13 protein-coding genes are annotated in these 17,263 nt (G+C 51.6%); 4 read left to right on the top strand and 9 right to left on the bottom strand.

Annotation, left to right across the window (positions count from 1 at the left end; all coding sequences use genetic code 11):
- Positions 1-3,102 (top strand): efflux RND transporter permease subunit, encoded by a 3,102-nt coding sequence (locus tag Q8W22_RS14130; protein ID WP_305452762.1) that lies wholly within the window; start codon positions 1-3, stop codon positions 3,100-3,102.
- A gap of 174 nt (positions 3,103-3,276) precedes the next feature.
- Here the strand turns inward: Q8W22_RS14130 and Q8W22_RS14125 are convergent, their stop codons facing one another.
- From Q8W22_RS14125 to Q8W22_RS14115, 3 genes are all read right to left on the bottom strand, one after another.
- The gene (locus Q8W22_RS14125; protein ID WP_303432313.1) at positions 3,277-3,723 is read right to left on the bottom strand and encodes a hypothetical protein; all 447 of its coding nucleotides are present in this window, start codon (positions 3,721-3,723) and stop codon (positions 3,277-3,279) included.
- A 678-nt stretch (positions 3,724-4,401) separates the two neighbouring features.
- Positions 4,402-5,823, bottom strand: a complete 1,422-nt coding sequence (locus Q8W22_RS14120; RefSeq protein ID WP_305452761.1) for a 2Fe-2S iron-sulfur cluster-binding protein — start codon at positions 5,821-5,823, stop codon at positions 4,402-4,404.
- Positions 5,824-6,066: 243 nt separating this feature from the next.
- A complete protein-coding gene (locus tag Q8W22_RS14115) occupies positions 6,067-7,209 on the bottom strand; it encodes a DNA alkylation repair protein (protein ID WP_305452760.1) in 1,143 nt (380 codons plus the stop codon).
- 210 nt (positions 7,210-7,419) lie between these two features.
- Here Q8W22_RS14115 and pgm point away from each other — a divergent pair, with 210 nt between their 5' ends.
- Positions 7,420-9,066 (top strand): phosphoglucomutase (alpha-D-glucose-1,6-bisphosphate-dependent), encoded by a 1,647-nt coding sequence (pgm, locus tag Q8W22_RS14110; RefSeq protein ID WP_303432308.1) that lies wholly within the window; start codon positions 7,420-7,422, stop codon positions 9,064-9,066.
- A gap of 80 nt (positions 9,067-9,146) precedes the next feature.
- On the opposite strand, the gene cowN is transcribed toward pgm, so the two are convergent.
- The 3 genes from cowN to Q8W22_RS14095 form a co-directional block, all read right to left on the bottom strand.
- Complete coding sequence (cowN, locus tag Q8W22_RS14105) at positions 9,147-9,479, bottom strand: N(2)-fixation sustaining protein CowN (RefSeq protein ID WP_303432307.1); 333 nt, start codon at positions 9,477-9,479, stop codon at positions 9,147-9,149.
- 116 nt (positions 9,480-9,595) lie between these two features.
- Positions 9,596-10,258, bottom strand: a complete 663-nt coding sequence (locus tag Q8W22_RS14100) for a Crp/Fnr family transcriptional regulator (RefSeq protein WP_303432306.1) — start codon at positions 10,256-10,258, stop codon at positions 9,596-9,598.
- Positions 10,242-11,405, bottom strand: coding sequence for a PilT/PilU family type 4a pilus ATPase (locus Q8W22_RS14095; protein WP_303432304.1), 1,164 nt, complete (start codon positions 11,403-11,405; stop codon positions 10,242-10,244). Before Q8W22_RS14095 ends, Q8W22_RS14100 begins: the two co-directional genes overlap by 17 nt.
- 562 nt (positions 11,406-11,967) lie before the next feature.
- Between Q8W22_RS14095 and Q8W22_RS14090 the strand changes: the two genes are divergently transcribed.
- Complete coding sequence (locus Q8W22_RS14090) at positions 11,968-12,273, top strand: antibiotic biosynthesis monooxygenase (protein ID WP_303432303.1); 306 nt, start codon at positions 11,968-11,970, stop codon at positions 12,271-12,273.
- A 157-nt stretch (positions 12,274-12,430) separates the two neighbouring features.
- Here Q8W22_RS14090 and rlmKL read toward each other — a convergent pair whose 3' ends face one another.
- The gene (gene rlmKL / locus Q8W22_RS14085) at positions 12,431-14,632 is read right to left on the bottom strand and encodes a bifunctional 23S rRNA (guanine(2069)-N(7))-methyltransferase RlmK/23S rRNA (guanine(2445)-N(2))-methyltransferase RlmL (RefSeq protein WP_305452759.1); all 2,202 of its coding nucleotides are present in this window, start codon (positions 14,630-14,632) and stop codon (positions 12,431-12,433) included.
- A gap of 178 nt (positions 14,633-14,810) precedes the next feature.
- Here rlmKL and rmf point away from each other — a divergent pair, with 178 nt between their 5' ends.
- Positions 14,811-15,008, top strand: a complete 198-nt coding sequence (rmf, locus tag Q8W22_RS14080; RefSeq protein WP_303432301.1) for a ribosome modulation factor — start codon at positions 14,811-14,813, stop codon at positions 15,006-15,008.
- Between the two features lie 127 nt (positions 15,009-15,135).
- Here the strand turns inward: rmf and Q8W22_RS14075 are convergent, their stop codons facing one another.
- The gene (locus tag Q8W22_RS14075) at positions 15,136-16,158 is read right to left on the bottom strand and encodes a quinone-dependent dihydroorotate dehydrogenase (RefSeq protein WP_303432299.1); all 1,023 of its coding nucleotides are present in this window, start codon (positions 16,156-16,158) and stop codon (positions 15,136-15,138) included.
- A 242-nt stretch (positions 16,159-16,400) separates the two neighbouring features.
- The gene (gene ung, locus Q8W22_RS14070) at positions 16,401-17,105 is read right to left on the bottom strand and encodes a uracil-DNA glycosylase (RefSeq protein WP_370694181.1); all 705 of its coding nucleotides are present in this window, start codon (positions 17,103-17,105) and stop codon (positions 16,401-16,403) included.
- Between the last annotated feature and the right edge of the window lie 158 nt (positions 17,106-17,263).

Below are 17,263 nucleotides of genomic sequence, written 5' to 3'. Positions count from 1 at the left end.
ATGTCACAGCCAAATACTGCGCCTCTGAATGCCGCTACCTATTTTATCCAGCACACCACCACCAGCTGGATGATGATACTGATTCTGCTGGTGGGAGGCCTGATCAGCTACCTTGGCCTTGGCCGACTGGAAGACCCGACCTTCGTTATCAAAGAAGCGATGGTTTATACCTATTACCCCGGTGCCAGCCCGCTGCAAGTCGAAGAAGAAGTGACCGCCCGTCTCGAAGACACTATCCAGTCACTCCCCTACATCAAGCATGTGGATTCCATTTCCAGAGCCGGTCTGTCGCAAATTCACCTGGAGGTCAAATCGGAATATCCGGGGGACACTCTGCCACAGATCTGGGATGAATTACGCCGCAAGGTCAACGACAAGGCCAGTGCCTTGCCGCCGGGGTCCGTCGCTCCGATCGTGCTGGATAACTTTGGTGACGTTTTCGGCGTATTGCTGGCGTTGACCGGTGAGGGGTTTGGCTACAGTGAGCTGTTCGACTATGCCGAATATCTCAAGCGCGAGCTGATCACACTGGATGGCGTCTCGAATATCGATATTGCCGGTGATCAGCAGCAGCAGGTCTTTATTGATATCTCCCACGAACAAATGACCAACCTTGGCATCCCCCTGTCACGCTTGTACCAGCTGCTACAAACCCAGAACAGCGTCAGCAATGCCGGGCATATCCGGGTCGGCAGTGAGTATATTCGTATCCATCCGACTGGCGAATTCCAGAGCGTGGAAGAACTGGGCGAGCTGTTGATCAGTACACCGGGGTCCGACAAGCTGATTTATCTGAAAGACATTGCCCATATCAGTACCGGTGTCACGGAGAACCCAACACACCTGGAGAATTACCGGGGTGCGCCGTCTTTACGTCTGGGTATTGCGTTTACCGACAACGTCAATGTAATCGAAGTCGGCGAACGCGTGCGGGCCAAACTGGCAGAGCTGGATGCCAACCGTCCACTCGGTATGTCACTGAATGCGATTTACGATCAACCCGCCGAGGTGGATGCCTCGTCGCAGAACTTTGTCCTTAACCTGGTCTTGTCCATCGCTATCGTGATCGCGGTGCTACTGCTGTTCATGGGCGTCAGGGCCGGCCTGATCATCGGAGCCATTCTGCTGCTGACCATCCTCGGTACCTTTATTATCATGGAAAGCCTTGGCATCGACCTGCACAGGGTGTCATTGGGCGCTCTGATTATTGCACTGGGCATGCTGGTGGATAATGCTCTGGTGATTACCGAAGGCATTATGGTCGGCTTACAACGAGGTCAGAGCCGGATTCGGGCTGCCTTCGATATTGTCAAACAAACCCAGTGGCCATTGCTTGGAGCCACATTGATTGCGATCACCGCGTTTGCCCCGATCGGCCTGTCGCCGGATTCCATTGGCGAGTTTATCGGCTCGCTGTTTTATGTGCTGATGATCTCGCTACTACTCAGCTGGGTCACCGCACTGACGCTGACGCCGTTTCTGTGCAACCTGTTATTTCGTGAGTCCAGTGCTGCTCCCCACCACACTGCGGACAACCGTGACGCCGATAACACCACGCCTTATCAGGGTGCCATGTACACCGGGTATCGTGCGATCCTGAAAACCATGCTGAAGTATCGCGCCCTGTCCACCATCCTGATGGTGATGATGATGGTAGTGGCGGTACTCGGTTTCGGACAGGTCAAACAGGCGTTTTTCCCGCCATCCAATACGCCGATTTTTCTGGTTGATATCTGGCTGCCGGAAGGCAGTGATATTCTTGCAACCCAACAACAGGCACGTCAGCTGGAACAATGGTTGTTGCAACAACCAGGGGTTGAATTCACCTCGTCCACCGTGGGCCGTGGTGAGGTCCGGTTTATGCTGACGTATGATGTCGAGAAAGAATACGCCGCCTTCGCCCAGGTACTGGTACGTACCGAACACCGGGACCAGATCCCGGCTCTGATCACGGCTGCCGAGACGTTTACCGACACCGCCATGCCGGACGCTTTTATCAAGTTCAAGCGACTGGAGTTCAGCCCTGGTACACCGGCCAAAATCGAAGCCCGCTTTTCTGGCCCGGATCAAACCGAGCTGAGACGCTTGGCTGAACAGGCGGAACAACGACTGCGGGATCACCCGGCTACCGACAATATTCGCCATACCTGGCGTGAGCGGGTCAAGGTGATCCGCCCTCATCTGCAAGAGGATGCCGCTCGACGAGCCGGTATTTCCAGACAGAATCTGGATGACCTGCTGCAGCTAAGCTTCTCCGGCAAGCAGGTGGGTATCTACCGGGAAAGCACCCAACTCAAACCCATTGTCTTGCGACCACCGGAGCAGGAACGCCTGAACATCAATAATTTGATGGATTTGCAAATATGGAGCCCGGTATTCAGCCGCTATATCCCGGTTCAGCAAGTGGTTGACCGCTTTGATGTTATTTTTGAAGATCCGCTGATTTTGCGTCGCGACCGCAAACGAACCATCGAAGTACTGGCCGACCCCTCGTTTACCTCTGGGCTGACCGCTAACGAGCTGTTTTTACAAGTGCGGCCAGAACTCGAGGCCATTCCGTTGCCACCGGGCTACCAATTGGAATGGGGGGGTGAATATGAATCGTCCAACGATGCCCGGGCCAACGTATTCGCTTCACTGCCGATGGGCTATCTGGTGATGTTTATTATCACGGTACTGCTGTTTAATGAGTTGCGGGCGGCTCTAGTGATCTGGGCCTGTGTACCACTGGCCATTATTGGCGTTACCGCCGGTATGTTGTTGCTCGGCGCTGAGTTTGGCTTTCTGTCATTGATCGGCTTCCTCAGTCTGTCGGGCATGATCGTCAAAAACGGCATTGTGCTGGTTGATCAGATCCAATTGGAAAACCGCAACGGCAAGCAAGGTTATGACGCCATCTTTGATGCGTCGGTCAGTCGCTTACGACCCGTGACCATGGCGGCTCTGACCACGATTCTGGGTATGGTACCGCTACTGACCGATCCTTTTTTCAACAGCATGGCCGTAGTGATTGCTTTTGGCCTTGGTTTTGCCACCATCCTGACTCTGGGAGTTGTGCCGGTATTGTACAGCTATGCTCACCGGGTCAAGATTCCGGACTAATCCAGGCTAAAGTGCAGAGCGAGCGTATTGGCAATCTATCGAGAGTATGCCGATACGCTGCCCGCCATGCGGCAATCGATCATGGTGAAATAAAAAAACCGCGTTGCTGTGAACGCGGTTTTTTTATGCCCAGGTTGTTAGCCTGTACAAGGGCAGGTCATTGATTCACCAGGGTTAATAACGCTGTCCCCGGTAAAAACGCTTGCCCGTCCGGCTATCCGGCTCACTCTTCTGGGAGGTTACCGGCTCTTCGTAAGCCACTCCCCGGTAGGTCCGTTGCACAACCGTCTGGTCTCCAGTAGGTTGCTCCAGTCCAATCGATCGAAGTTGTCGAAAGGCGACCCCGCGATACATTTCTATACGGGCCTCAAACCCATCAGGCACCGTTTCTTGCTGCAAGCGCAAGAAGGCCTTGCGCCCGGCCAGTGGCTGGGCTTCCAGAAAAGTAACCGCAGCCTGAAACAATTCACTCCGGCTACTCGATAAGGATTCCATTACCATCTGAAAAGCGGCTTCGGTATCTTTTCGCCACTTTACTTGCTTGCCGGTAATCACCTCGTATTTTAATGCCAGCGCAAACAATGCTTTTTCCGCTGGTGAATCCATTACTGCAATATTCATATAGTCTCTCCTGAGTTGTCTACTATCCCTTTCAGCGACAGAATCTCTGTTCTGGCAGACGTCCTACTACATACTTCAGATACGTGAATTTCCTGCAAGAGCATTCCTCGCTCTTCGCCATCAGCACGCTGTATTCAGATAACTTGCTGTGCTGACGCACCACTCTGGCAAGCCCCCCTCAGGACTGAAAATCAACGTATTGAAGGTGGCGTGAGGTTAAATCAATTGCCGTTTGAATGAATAGCCAAAGTCCGTCCAACACATGACTATCCTGTAATATCAATGAACTATATCCTTACAAAGATGACAATCTGGTATAAAAAAGCCATTAGTAGACCAAATAGTCCATTGCAATAATACGGAAAGTAAGTCAGAGGCTATCTTGATACCGATGTTGTTCTTTATGTTGATGAGGCTTGGCTGGAGTTAAGGGGACATCGATTTAATCCTGCACGGCTCTGCGCGAGTGTTGCCGTTGTTCAGGCAAGGCGACGAATGCAGCGAAATGACGAGTCCTTTTCAAATTCGTCAACACCGCACTGGACGGCGGCAACCCGCGCCCTTCGGGGGCTGCCGGATGATCTCGACTCGGTGTCGCCGACGTTTGACTTGACCCGTCAGGCCTGCAAGTCGGCTTCGTGATTCGAAACCATCCGGTAGCCCAGAGTGAGCACCGGATTAAATAGATGTCCCCTTAAGGACATAATCGCGAAAAAACATCTCATAGCTCATCCAGATAGTGATAAGCAAACCCGGCATCCGGTGTTGTTTCAGCGTTTGTTCCATCAAGGTCATTTGATAGTCAAACAACTCATCGGCATGAACCATCCAGTGTTGGTCCCTGAGTGGTTGATCACCCACTGCCGTGTTTTTTCCAGTAAAGAGGTACTGATAAAAAGCGGCAATTGTGTCTCTGGAATCCCATCGCGCCGTATGGATACCAAAATAAGGAGACAACATCGGATCGCCCAACATCCGCTGGTAAAAATCATTCGTGATCACGGCTAGCCGATCATGCGCATCAAGCCAGGCCCACAGTTCCGGTTGTGGCTCCAGCTCGTCCGACAGGCGTTCATCGTTGTTGTTATTGGTTGATGCCCGCACCGGCTGACTTTCAAATGGATCAAAGCGCATTCGCTCCGAGGAAACACCCAGTCGTAATAACTCGTTCCGTGTTTGATATACCGCTTCTGAGCCACCACATAAAAACCAGTGTGCATCCCCATAACGAATGTTCAGTGAGGCCAGGGTCGCCAACAGATCACTGCGGCCTGTCAGACCCGTGTAGTCCAGTACGTTACTGGCTTGTATCTCATCCACCAATCCGGAATTTTCGGCTTCGCCATACAGGCTGCTTTTATCCCGGGCGATATGAAGCAAGTGTCCACTCACTGCATGACCCACACGGCCTTCACCACGGCTATATTGATGACGGTCCAGAATCTGTTGGCTGATAGCGGCCATCGGTGCCAAACCAATCCCGAAGGCAATCATCACCACGCGGTGCATGTTATCTTCCAGAGAACAATCGCCATCTGCCAGACTGAGCGGCACACTCATCCCGATCTTCAGTTCGTCTGCGAGCCAACGGCTGACATGCCCCTGGCAATGACGACGGATATGAAATTCCAACAACGGGCTGCGCTGTGGCGAAGCGGCCATGGAATATGGCCGCGCCTGACCATCCGGATGATAGAGCCAGACAAATTGTCCAGCCTGATAGGACATCTCTTCTGACGGCTGGATACGTAGCTGTACTATGCCATCGCCCAACCAGCGCTTGCCAACAACAAGGCCCGTCAATGCTGGCCGGGCCAGGGTAAACATATCCACCGGGCCAGGATCGAGCAGTTCTATTGAACCTTTGATTCGGGTTTTGCAAGACAAAAAGTGCCCGCTCTCCACCAGCTCGGCAGCCAGGTTGCCGGTTTTCAAACTTTCCTGTTCAGCATCAAATCCGCTTGCCCGAACAAGGCAAGCATTACAGACTCCTGCCCGGCAAGCGTGTTCCAGTTCAACACCTTGGCGCAGCAAACCTGACAGAACGGTTTCATCCTGCTTTACGTAAAAAGTACGTCCCTGATAACGGACTTTTGGCATGGTGTACTCTTGTTTCCTGTCTGGCAGGCATCTGGTGAACAATTCCGGGAGAAATACAATACAGCACAAAAAAGGGTCACTTTCTAGCAGCGGACCAATGACAAATGGCTCTCACTCTCCAGCGTTATGGCATAACGGACAAATGGACGTACCAGCCATATAAGCATTGTGAGTATCACGATACAGGGAACCTATCTGCCAGCAGAGAACAAGTCAAAAGGTTCAGATATAAATCACCAACAATCAAGGTTCAGCGGCCACATGATCAGCGCCACAAAGCTCAAATACTCCCAGTGGAAAGGCGGTACCATTCACTAACAACTCAATATGGTGGCTGCCAGGGTAATGACGCCGAGTGCTGCGTTCTGCCAGGGACAACGACTTGCCCAAGGTTATCGCCTGACCAGGCATTAATGTCAGTTGCTTCAGTTTGAACACCTTGGCTGAGGTGCGGCCACTGGCTTTGACGTAATGCACTCGAAAATCGACCATCACAGACAAAGGCTTACCGGCACTGGACGGTAATAACAAGGTCGCGTGTAATTCCACCGCTTCCCCGATCGTGACAGCAGCAGGCTGGATGCCACCTTGCGTTACCTGGACGTGCTGTTCTGTGTCAAACCCCAGTACCGCCAAGGCATCCGCATCACAGCGCTTGACGGCTGAGCGTAGCGCATGCCGCACAATCCAGCGCCGCTCCCCGGACGCTCCCTGCATCCAGCGACGACAAACATCCACCAGTAATTCCGGGTGATCTTTGCCTATATCGTTGAGGTTATTCGCCACAGAGCGTCGGACGTACAGCTCCGGGTCATCCTTGAGTTGTTCCAGCAGTGCCAGCACCGGGGCTGGATCACGCTGAAAGGCTGGCAATCGACCAGCCCATGGCAAACGGGGCCGGGTACCTTCCGAAACCAGTCTTCTGACATGATGGTTCGGGTCATTACACCAACGCTGCAAATATGCCATCGTCTCCACCGGCCATTGCTGGATAAAGGCCCGAATGCTGAATTCGGCCGTAAACCGTTGCGTCAGCTGATACAGGGCAGCCATGGATATATCCAATTGCTGCAGCCCATACGATGCGACAAAACAGGTATGTGGCAGATAGTAAAATGCCGCTATGGAAAAACTGCGATCATCGGCTAATGGCGCTCCGACAGAGCGCATCAGAATATCGAGTGCCACGTCATACTCTGCGGGTAAGTGCTGCTGCAAGACATCCGCAATATGTTGTCCCCGCGCCATCAATTCCAATGCGTCATACCCCTCTGACACCTGTTTCATAAAGGCCGTTGTATCGAAGTCTGGCCAGACGCTATCAATCTGTTGCGCCAACACATCAGCAACTTCCAATCCGTAACGGTTTTTCAGTGGTTCAGCCATACAATGGGTTACTCCCGATCGGTTGTATCCAGATCGCCCCGAAACAGCGATCACACAACCATGAGGTGGCAGAAGACATCCCGCCATTAATTAATAAAGACTGTATTGGTCACAGCAATAGTCACTTGATAACCTTGCGAATAATTGCATCTGTCACAATTATCCAGCAGCATAACAGCAGCATACTAACGAGAAGGAAGGATCGAAATTATGGCTATTCACCCGGATGCCGGAAAAGTCGCACCACGCGCCAGCCTGGTTAACGTACCTGCCCTGATGGCAGCTTACTACCGCCAGCAACCAGACATCGTGAATAACCCAGAGCAACAAGTTGCCTTTGGGACTTCCGGCCATCGCGGTTCTGCGTTTAATACCACGTTTAACGAAAATCATATCGCCGCCGTTTGTCAGGCCATTGCCGAATACCGGGCGGAAGCCGGTGTCAAAGGCCCACTCTATTTGGGTAAAGACACGCATGCCCTGTCTGAAGCGGCGTTTGGCACCGCCATGGAAGTACTGGTCGCCAATGATGTCCGTGTACGTATTCAGGATGGCGACGGCTACACGCCCACGCCGGTTATTTCACACGCAATCCTGACCCATAATCAGGATGCCGACCCCGATGATATGGCGGATGGCATTGTGATCACCCCTTCTCACAATCCACCGGAAGATGGCGGCATCAAATACAACCCTGCCATGGGTGGCCCGGCAGATACTGATATCACCAGCTGGATTGCCAACCGTGCCAACGAACTGCTGGCCAACGATCTGGATGAGGTTGAGTGGGTCCCCGCAGAAGACGCCAACGAAAGTAAGCTGGTCGAGGATTTCGACTATATCGGCCACTATGTCAACGATCTGGGCAATGTCGTGGATATGGCTGCGATTGCCAAAGCGGGTATCCGGATTGGTGTGGACCCAATGGGCGGTTCCGGACTGCATTTCTGGGAACCCATTGCGAGGAAATACAACCTCGACATTACCGTCGTCAACGAAGCCATTGACCCGACTTTCAGCTTTATGTCTCTGGATAAAGACGGTCGTATCCGTATGGATTGCTCCTCGCCATACGCCATGACCAACCTGTTGGCGATGAAAGACCAGTTTGATATCTCGGTCGGTAACGATCCGGATTACGACCGTCACGGTATTGTCTGTCCTTCGTCTGGCTTGATGAATCCGAATGCCTACCTGGCCGTTGCGATTGAATACCTGGCAACCCATCGTCCTGACTGGCCACAAACGGTGAAATTCGGCAAGACACTGGTGTCTTCTGCCATGATTGACCGGGTCGTGAATGGTCTGGAACGTGAACTGTGCGAAGTGCCGGTAGGCTTCAAATGGTATGTAGAAGGCATGTTCAAGGGTGAAATGGCCTTTGGCGGTGAAGAAAGTGCCGGGGCATCGTTCTTGCGCAAAGACGGCAGCGTCTGGACGACCGATAAAGACGGTATCATCATGGCTCTGCTGGCGGCTGAAATTCTGGCTGTAACAGGCAAAGACCCGCAACAGTTGTACGAAGAGCAGGTTGCTCGCTACGGCCGCCCTTACTACAAACGTATTGATGTACCCTGTGCCGCTGAACAAAAAGCCGTATTGTCTTCACTGAGTGCCGACGCCGTTCAGGGAGATACTCTGGCGGGAGATGCCATTACCCGTATTCTCACAACAGCCCCCGGTAATGGTGCACCGATTGGTGGCCTGAAAGTAGAAACCGCCAACGGCTGGTTTGCTGCACGTCCTTCCGGTACCGAGAATGTCTACAAGATCTATCTGGAAAGCTTCGTGTCCGAAGCACATATCGATCTGCTGGAAGCCGATGCCAAGGCACTGGTAAATTCCGTACTGGGCTAACGTCATCGATTTGTCTGTTGCCGTTCAGGCTCAGACAGATAACGGCAGTTTGCCTCGCAAGCTGCCGTTACTTCTCTCCATTAACAACACTCCTGCTCCAGCTGCCACAACAATGACAGCACTTCTTCGTCCTCACAGCTCTCCAGATAGCTGTACAAGCTGTTCATTTGGGCGCCGATAAAATACAGATTATCCTGATTCATCGCCGCTTGTTGTGCACGTTTTTGTTCGAAGTATGTTTTCCAGCGCATATCGCCATGGTCATTTGCCAAATGGTTTTCCAGCATGGAAATCAGCCGATTGGCATTACCATCACAATCGATACCACAGAAGCTGACATAACGATCCCGGGAGTCGCTACCAGGCGGATTGGCAGAATGCGGTGAGGTGGTGCAAGTATCTGGACTATTCATAGTGATCTCATTATCAAGTGAACCAGATCACAAGGTAATCGTTGGGCCTGAACGATTCTGTCAGCCAGCTGACAGTGTGGAAGCAGATGCATTAATGAACTTATGACCAGTCTGGATCAGGATACACTCGCCAACTGCTGTAAACGCTGCGTATCCAGTAAAATCAGGTGCTGGCGATCCGGACGTGCCACCAGACCATCACGAATCATCCGGTTCAATAATGTCGACAAGGTCTGACGCGATGTGCCTAGCAGGCTGGCCAACAGTTCGGTTTGCCCGGTTAATTGAATGGTCTGGCACTGCTGGGTGCTTTCTTCCAGTAACAGATAACGGGCCAAGCGGGATTCCACTGACCGGAATGCCAGGTCTTCAATCAGAGTCGTTGCCTGTTGCAGCATCTTCCCGATTTCCCGCATTGCGGTAATGGCAATTTCCGGTGCTTCCACAATCAACAAGGTGAGCTGCTCGATAGGCCAGCTGGTGATGCTGGTGGGTTCCAGAGATTCGACCCAGGCGCGGGTATGAGTCACGTAAATACTGCCCGGCTTGAGACAGCCCAGCGTCAGCTCCCGGTGCTCTGCTGAAAGGCAGATTCGGGCACTGCCGCTGTTTAACATAAAAATCCGGTTATGAGCCATCCCCGGACGGCAGATCATCTCTCCGGTGTCGTAGAGATTTTGCCGTCCGGCAGGTAATCGCTGCAGCCAGTCAGACTCCATACCAGAGCCTGGATGATTGGCATGTGTGTGAGGCCCATGGCCATCAAAGTTCGCTGTCACCGTCTTCCGGAGCCTTGTCTTCCATCAAACTGAATTCCATCGCCGGTTTGCCATCGGCACCTGTGCTCTGGTCGCTTACCATGGTGCCGCCGCTTTCTGCCAGCTTGATCCGCAAACGCAGGTTGTTGGGAGAGTCGGCATTTTTCAAGGCGTCATCCAGGGTAATCCGGCCTTCGCGGTATAATTTGAACATCGCCCCATCAAAGGTCTGCATGCCCAGGTTTTCGGATTTCTCCATAACTTCTTTAATGCTTGGAAAATCACCACGCATGATCATGTCTTCAATAGTCTTGGTACCCAGCATCACTTCGACAGCAGCACAACGCTTGCCATCGGCAGTCGGAATCAATCGCTGTGATACAAATGCCCGCAAGTTTTGCCCTAGCCCCATCAATAACTGCGGACGGCGCTCTTCCGGAAACATATTGATAATCCGCTCCAACGCCTGGTTGGCGTTGTTGGCATGCAGGGTCGAAATCGCCAAATGGCCGGTTTCTGCAAAAGCTAACGCATGTTCCATGGTTTCGCGGTCACGAATCTCACCAATCAAAATCACATCCGGGGCCTGGCGCAAGGTGTTTTTTAGCGCTGCATGGAAACTTTTGGTGTCGGTGCCGACTTCACGCTGATTCACAATACATTTTTTGTGCTTGTGAACAAACTCGACCGGGTCTTCAATCGTGATGATATGACCACCAGCACTGGCATTACGGTGATCAATCAGTGCCGCCAAAGAAGTCGATTTACCCGAACCGGTACCGCCGACAAACAGGATAAGACCCCGTTTTGATAACACGACGTCCTTCAAAATGGGAGGCAATTTCAGTTTGTCGAGATTGGGAATCTCGGTATTGATATTTCGCGCCACAATCGAGACTTCGTGGCGTTGCTTGAAAATATTGATACGGAAACGTCCGGCACTGTTTGAAATCGCCAGATTCATTTCCATTTCTTCAGCAAATTCTTTCTGCTGCGCCTCTGTCATCAACGAGTTGGCAATAGCCTCCACTTCGCCCGGGCCAAGTGATTCCTTCGACAATGGCCGCAATTGCCCCTGAAACTTGGCGCAAGGTGGTGCCCCGGTACTGAGATACAAATCAGACCCGTCTTTATGGGACAAAATATTCAGCCAGGCTTCCATACTCATAGAATGTTTATCTCCTGCAATCGATACATATACAAACAACGGAGCTGCAAGTTTTTCCTTTAGGGGACATCTTATTTAATCCTGCACGGCTCTGCGCGAGTGTTGCCGTTGTTCAGGGCAAGGCGACGAATGCAGCGAAATGACGAGTCCTTTTCAAATTCGTCAACACCGCACTGGACGGCGGCAACCCGCGCCCTTCGGGGGCTGCCGGATGATCTCGACCCGGTGTCGCCGACGTTTGACTTGACCCGTCAGGCCTGCAAGTCGGCTTCGTGATTCGAAACCATCCGTTGGCCCAGAGTAAGCACCGGACTAAATAGATATCCCCTTTAGCTTACAGCGACTTGGCAATAGGCCATGACTGTATTATGAGAGCTGACCCAGGTGTCAGCCCAGCCATGCCGAATGTGATACAAATCACAATCAATCGATCATTACCGCACGATATGCCTCCTCAAACAGTGGCGTGCAGCTATGCATCTGGCAATCACGACTATTAACGACAGCAATCCTGCAGGTATTATCACGGTGATTCATTGCATCATTTTTTATGGAGAACACCATGTACATCGCCATGAACCGCTTCCGCATCAAACCCGGCTGTGAGCAAGACTTTATCGATATCTGGAAAAATCGTGACACCTTCCTCGACACCGTCCCCGGCTTTGTCTCCTTCCATTTGCTGCAAGGCAAAACCAGCGAAGAACAGACATTGTTTGCTTCCCACTCCGTATGGGAGTCACGCCAGGCCTTTGAAGACTGGACCCAGTCTGAAGCCTTCCGCAAGGCACACGCCAACGCCGGTGGCGCTCGTAAGGATATCTATATGGGCCCGCCGCAGCTGGAGTGTTTTGAGGCGGTGCTGTAACAGTAGCCATGGTTATAACAGTGTTGGCTACTGTTGTAGCAGAAACAAAAAAGGCGCAAACAGCGCCTTTTTTATGGACAATCACGACAGAATCATAACGTCGAACAAACTGACAATTTTTATCATTTCAGCCATAGAGAGTACAGAGACGCCACCATCAGGACGGTTCGGCAACCTGGATATGGAAGCAATGATGGATATTCGGCCGACGTGAATAATCAAATGGCACAGACCATTTACTTACATTGCGGATCGTGAGCCCCGGTAACGCCTGATCTTCCATGGTGAACTTGCGCATATTCGTCGAAAAAACCAGCGTTCCCCCCGGTTTGAGGCAAGCGACTGCCTGCTGAATCAAGCCCACGTGATCACGCTGGATATCCAGCACCCCTTCCATGCGTTTGGAGTTGGAAAAGGTCGGTGGATCCATAAAGATCAGATCGTATTGTTGCGAGCAATCACCCAGCCATTGCAACACGTCTGCCTGAACAAAAGCATGTTGGCTACTATCCAGACCATTCAGGTCGAAGTTCTCTTTCCCCCAACCCAGGTAAGTCCGTGACATATCCACACTGGTGCAGGCTGCGCCCGCTTCTGCCGCATGAACGCTGGCGGTCGCGGTGTAACAGAACAGGTTAAGAAACGACATACCTGGCTGCGCAGCTGCGCGCTTGGCAATGTCCAAGCGAGTCGGACGGTGATCCAGAAACAGTCCGGTATCAAGATAATCTTTCAGATTTACCCATACCTTGACCCGACCTTCCAGCGTCGGAAAGCGGTGACGGATCACCCCGTTGGTGGAACGCTTTTCATACTGGCGTTTACCACTCTGGCGCTCACGACGTTTCAGCACAATCTGGTCCGCAGCAATGCCTGTAATTTCTGGCAAGACGGCCAGAATATCCAGCAAGCGCCGTTCGGCCTTGGCTTCTTCAATGGTTTTTGGCGGCACATATTCCTGTACATGCAGCCATGCCGCCCCTTCCTCTGGGCCTTTGGAAGCATCCAGATACCAGTCGATGGCAACAGCGTATTCCGGCAAATCCTGGTCATACACCCGATAGGAAGAAATGGACTCACGTTTGGCCCATTTTTGTACCGGCTTGAGGTTTTTCTTCAAACGATTGGCGAATGCTTCCACCGGACCACGAATCATCGAGGTTTGTGGCCGTGATGAACGTTCATCTGCGGCACCGAATACCAGTAACTTGGTTTCGATCTGGCCATTCAGCAAGTTATATTGCTTATCTAACGGTCGTCTGATAACTCGTGACAGATCAGTATTGCCTGTAAATACCGCCAGCTTCCATTCCGGCATCTGCATGGTGGCATCATGAAACTGTTTATAGAGTGGCGACAGTTGTGGCAGCTCGCTCAAGCGTTCTCCGTACGGAGGGTTACAGATCACCATGCCGCCATCAGCAATCACTTCATGACTGACCCGCAGCTGCTCAATCGAGCGACGTTCCAGGTGGATATGGCCTTCCAGACCAGAGCGCGATACGTTGGCAGCGGCTGCTTCCAACTGTCGGGCATCATTGTCAAAACCATAAAAGCGACTGCGCACAGCTTCCAAACCGGCTGTGCGACGTAAGCGGGCCTCATCAACCAGTGACAGCCACACTTTACGATCATGACCACGCCAGTGCTCAAATCCATGCTGCTGCCGATTCAGACCAGGCGCAATATCAGCAGCCATTAATCCTGCTTCAATCAGCAAGGTGCCTGAGCCACACATAGGATCAACCAAATGTTTACCTGCTGCTGCCAGCGCTGGCCAACCGGCCCGGATCAGCAAGGCTGACGCTAACGTCTCTTTTAATGGCGCCAGACCTGGTTGCAAGCGGTAGCCACGGCGGTGCATGCCCGAACCACTGAAGTTGTAATACAGGGCCAGCTTGCCTTTACGCAGCTGAGCTTCAATCCTCACATCACCATGCTTGTCGACATTGGGACGCGTGCCAGTATCCAGACGAAAGCGATCGACAATGGCATCCTTGATTTTCTGGGCACCAAACTGGGTGTTATTGATAAAGTCTGTGCGACCATGGAAGTCGATCCGGAAGGTCGAGGACGGTGAAAAAACCTGCGTCCAGTCAACCTGGCGCGTTTCTTCATATACTTGGTCGACATTGCTGACCTGACTTTCATGTACCGGTAATAATATACGGCTCGCCAATCGAGACCATAAACAGACCCGATAGGCCGTCTCCAGGTCTCCTTTCCAGTGCACCCCCAAGTGGGTTTCACGCTCTACTTCTCCACCCAACTCTTTGATTTCATTGGATAAGAGAGATTCAATACCTTTACTGCAAGTAGCCAGCCACAGGAAAACCGTGGATGAATCAGAATTTGTCATAGTCAAATTGGCCTATTCCTTCAAATAGCCTGTGGCTACAAGAGGTTGTCATTTTATAGAAATATATTCGTTAACAAACCCACCCTCAACGCGCTACAACTGTAGACGTCGCTGAGGGAGATCGTCTTGAACAGAACGACCAGCAGCGATATTTGTTTAATAAGCGAGGATGCATCGTATGAAAAAACAGAAACGCGATCTGCAAGAACGAGCTTTTTCCCGCGGCTATCGAGCCGGTGTTGAACGTCGTTCCAAAGATCTGGCGCCGCCAGAAGGACCGATGAGAGATGCTTGGTTATCCGGTTGGCGTTCAGGTCGATCAGACCACTGGGATGGTTATACAGGCGTTTCTGGTATTCATCGTATGGTCGTTTGACCACTTAACAACTCCGAACTTCAGGCCGTAGGCCGCCCATACCCCAAACCTCCTCACCCGGGAGGTAGGCCCCAAAAGCGGGGCCTCATATCTCTAGCTGATCGTTACCGAACGGGTAATCGCCCGGTTACTGGCTATTGGCTACCGCTTCAACGGCTTCGCAAATCAGCTCTGGGCCACGATAAATAAAGCCGCTGTAAATCTGTACCAGCTGGGCACCCGCCTTGATCTTGTCAATCGCGCCAGCCCCATCAGTAATACCACCCACACCAATAACCGGAATTCGGCCATCCAATGCTTTGGTCAGGTTTTCCAGCATTTCTGTGGCTTTTTCTTCCAATGGCGCGCCACTCAAGCCACCCTGCTCATTTGCATGCAGGCAGCCTTCCACACCAGTACGATCCAGTGTGGTATTCGTCGCAATCACGCCATCCATACCGCAATCCACCAATGAATTGGCGACCAGTGCCACTTCGTCGGTATTCATATCCGGTGCTATTTTGACAAAAATCGGCTTGTAGCCAAAAGATTCTGACAGCACCTTTTGCCTCTCTTTCAGCGGTTGCAGCAGCTCTTTCAGGGCATCACCGTATTGCAGGGTTCGCAACCCCGGAGTGTTGGGAGAGGAAATATTTACCGTAATATAAGTCGCATACGGATACACTTTTTCCAGACAAATCAGATAATCATCGACCGCATTTTCTACTGGCGTATCAAAGTTCTTGCCGATATTAATGCCCAATACCCCCTGAAAACGGGCCGCCTTGACCCGATCAACCAGGTAATCAACCCCTTTATTGTTAAAGCCCATACGATTAATGATCGCCTGGCGCTCTGGTATACGGAACAGCCGAGGTTTCAGATTTCCCGGTTGTGGCCGAGGAGTGGTGGTGCCGATTTCAATAAAACCGAAACCAAGCTGTGCCATCGCATCGATATAATCGCCATTTTTATCCAGGCCTGCTGCCAAACCAACCGGATTGGGAAATTCGATCCCTGCAACCGTCACAGGGTCATTTTTCACCTCCGGTATCATCCATGACAACACTTTCAGCCTTTCTGCCGCACCCAGCAAATCCAGGCTGAGTTCATGGGCAGTTTCAGCGTTCAATCTGAATAACAATGGGCGGAAGGCACCGTACCAATCCATATCAAACCTCGTAGACAAAATCTCAACACGGTCAAAACCAGAGTCATCATCATGCCTTGCTGACTCTGAACCTGGCTGTACCGAAGGAGTTGGAAAATGGTAATAATTATACGTCACTCAGCCCAACAATGCGCTGTAACTTGAGCTTTCGTTCTGGACAAGCGGAAATGACGAAAGGGTTTCAGGCAAGGATGGTTGCCGATATTGACCAGCTATAAAGCCAATATGGCATACCTGAGCACTCACAATTGCCATTGAATAGGCGGCTGTCCCCGACTGACAAGATATTGGTTGATACGTGAAAATGGCTTCTGGCCAAAAAAACCACGATGGGCTGATAGCGGTGAAGGATGCACAGACTTCAGAACCAGGTGCTTGTTCTGATCTATCATCGCACCTTTTTTCTGGGCATAACTGCCCCAAAGCACAAAGACCAAACCATCCCGCTGTTCATTCAATCGTTGAATAACAGTATCTGTAAAGCGCTCCCAGCCTTTTTTCTGGTGGGAGCCGGCTCTGGCTTGCTCAACCGTCAGTGTAGCATTCAGCAATAAGACTCCTTGATCTGCCCAAGGAGTCAGGTCGCCACTACCACTCATCCTGATACCAAGATCAGCTTCCATCTCTTTGAAAATATTTGCCAGAGAAGGAGGAATACGGGTACCGCTTTGCACGGAAAAACTCAGTCCATGAGCCTGCCCAGGGCCATGGTAAGGATCCTGGCCAATAATCACGACACGTACTTGTTCAAACGGTGTGTGATTAAATGCGTTAAAAATAAGAGGCCCCGGTGGAAAAATGACTTTACCAGCCGCTTTTTCCATCGCCAAAAACTCACGTAGCTGACGCATATAAGGTTGATTCAGCTCATCACCGAGTACTTGCTGCCACGATGAATCAAGAGCACCAGCTTTAGACATAAACAATCTCATTTCAGCAAGAATTATAGCGAAAGGTTAGCCTATCGTTATCGATAAACTCAACTCTCTTGGCTCCTGTTTGCAGCATATAATCGTCTAACCATCCATGTCCGCCCTTGCTTTCTCACAGGCATAAAAAAACCCCGCCCTGCATAACAGGACGGGGTATTTCGTTTAAGAGCTTG

This window comes from Oceanobacter sp. 1_MG-2023, assembly GCF_030689025.1.
GTDB lineage: Bacteria > Pseudomonadota > Gammaproteobacteria > Pseudomonadales > Oceanobacteraceae > Oceanobacter.
The sequence above is the reverse complement of the archived record's forward strand: the minus strand, read 5'-3'. Positions and strand labels throughout refer to the sequence as shown.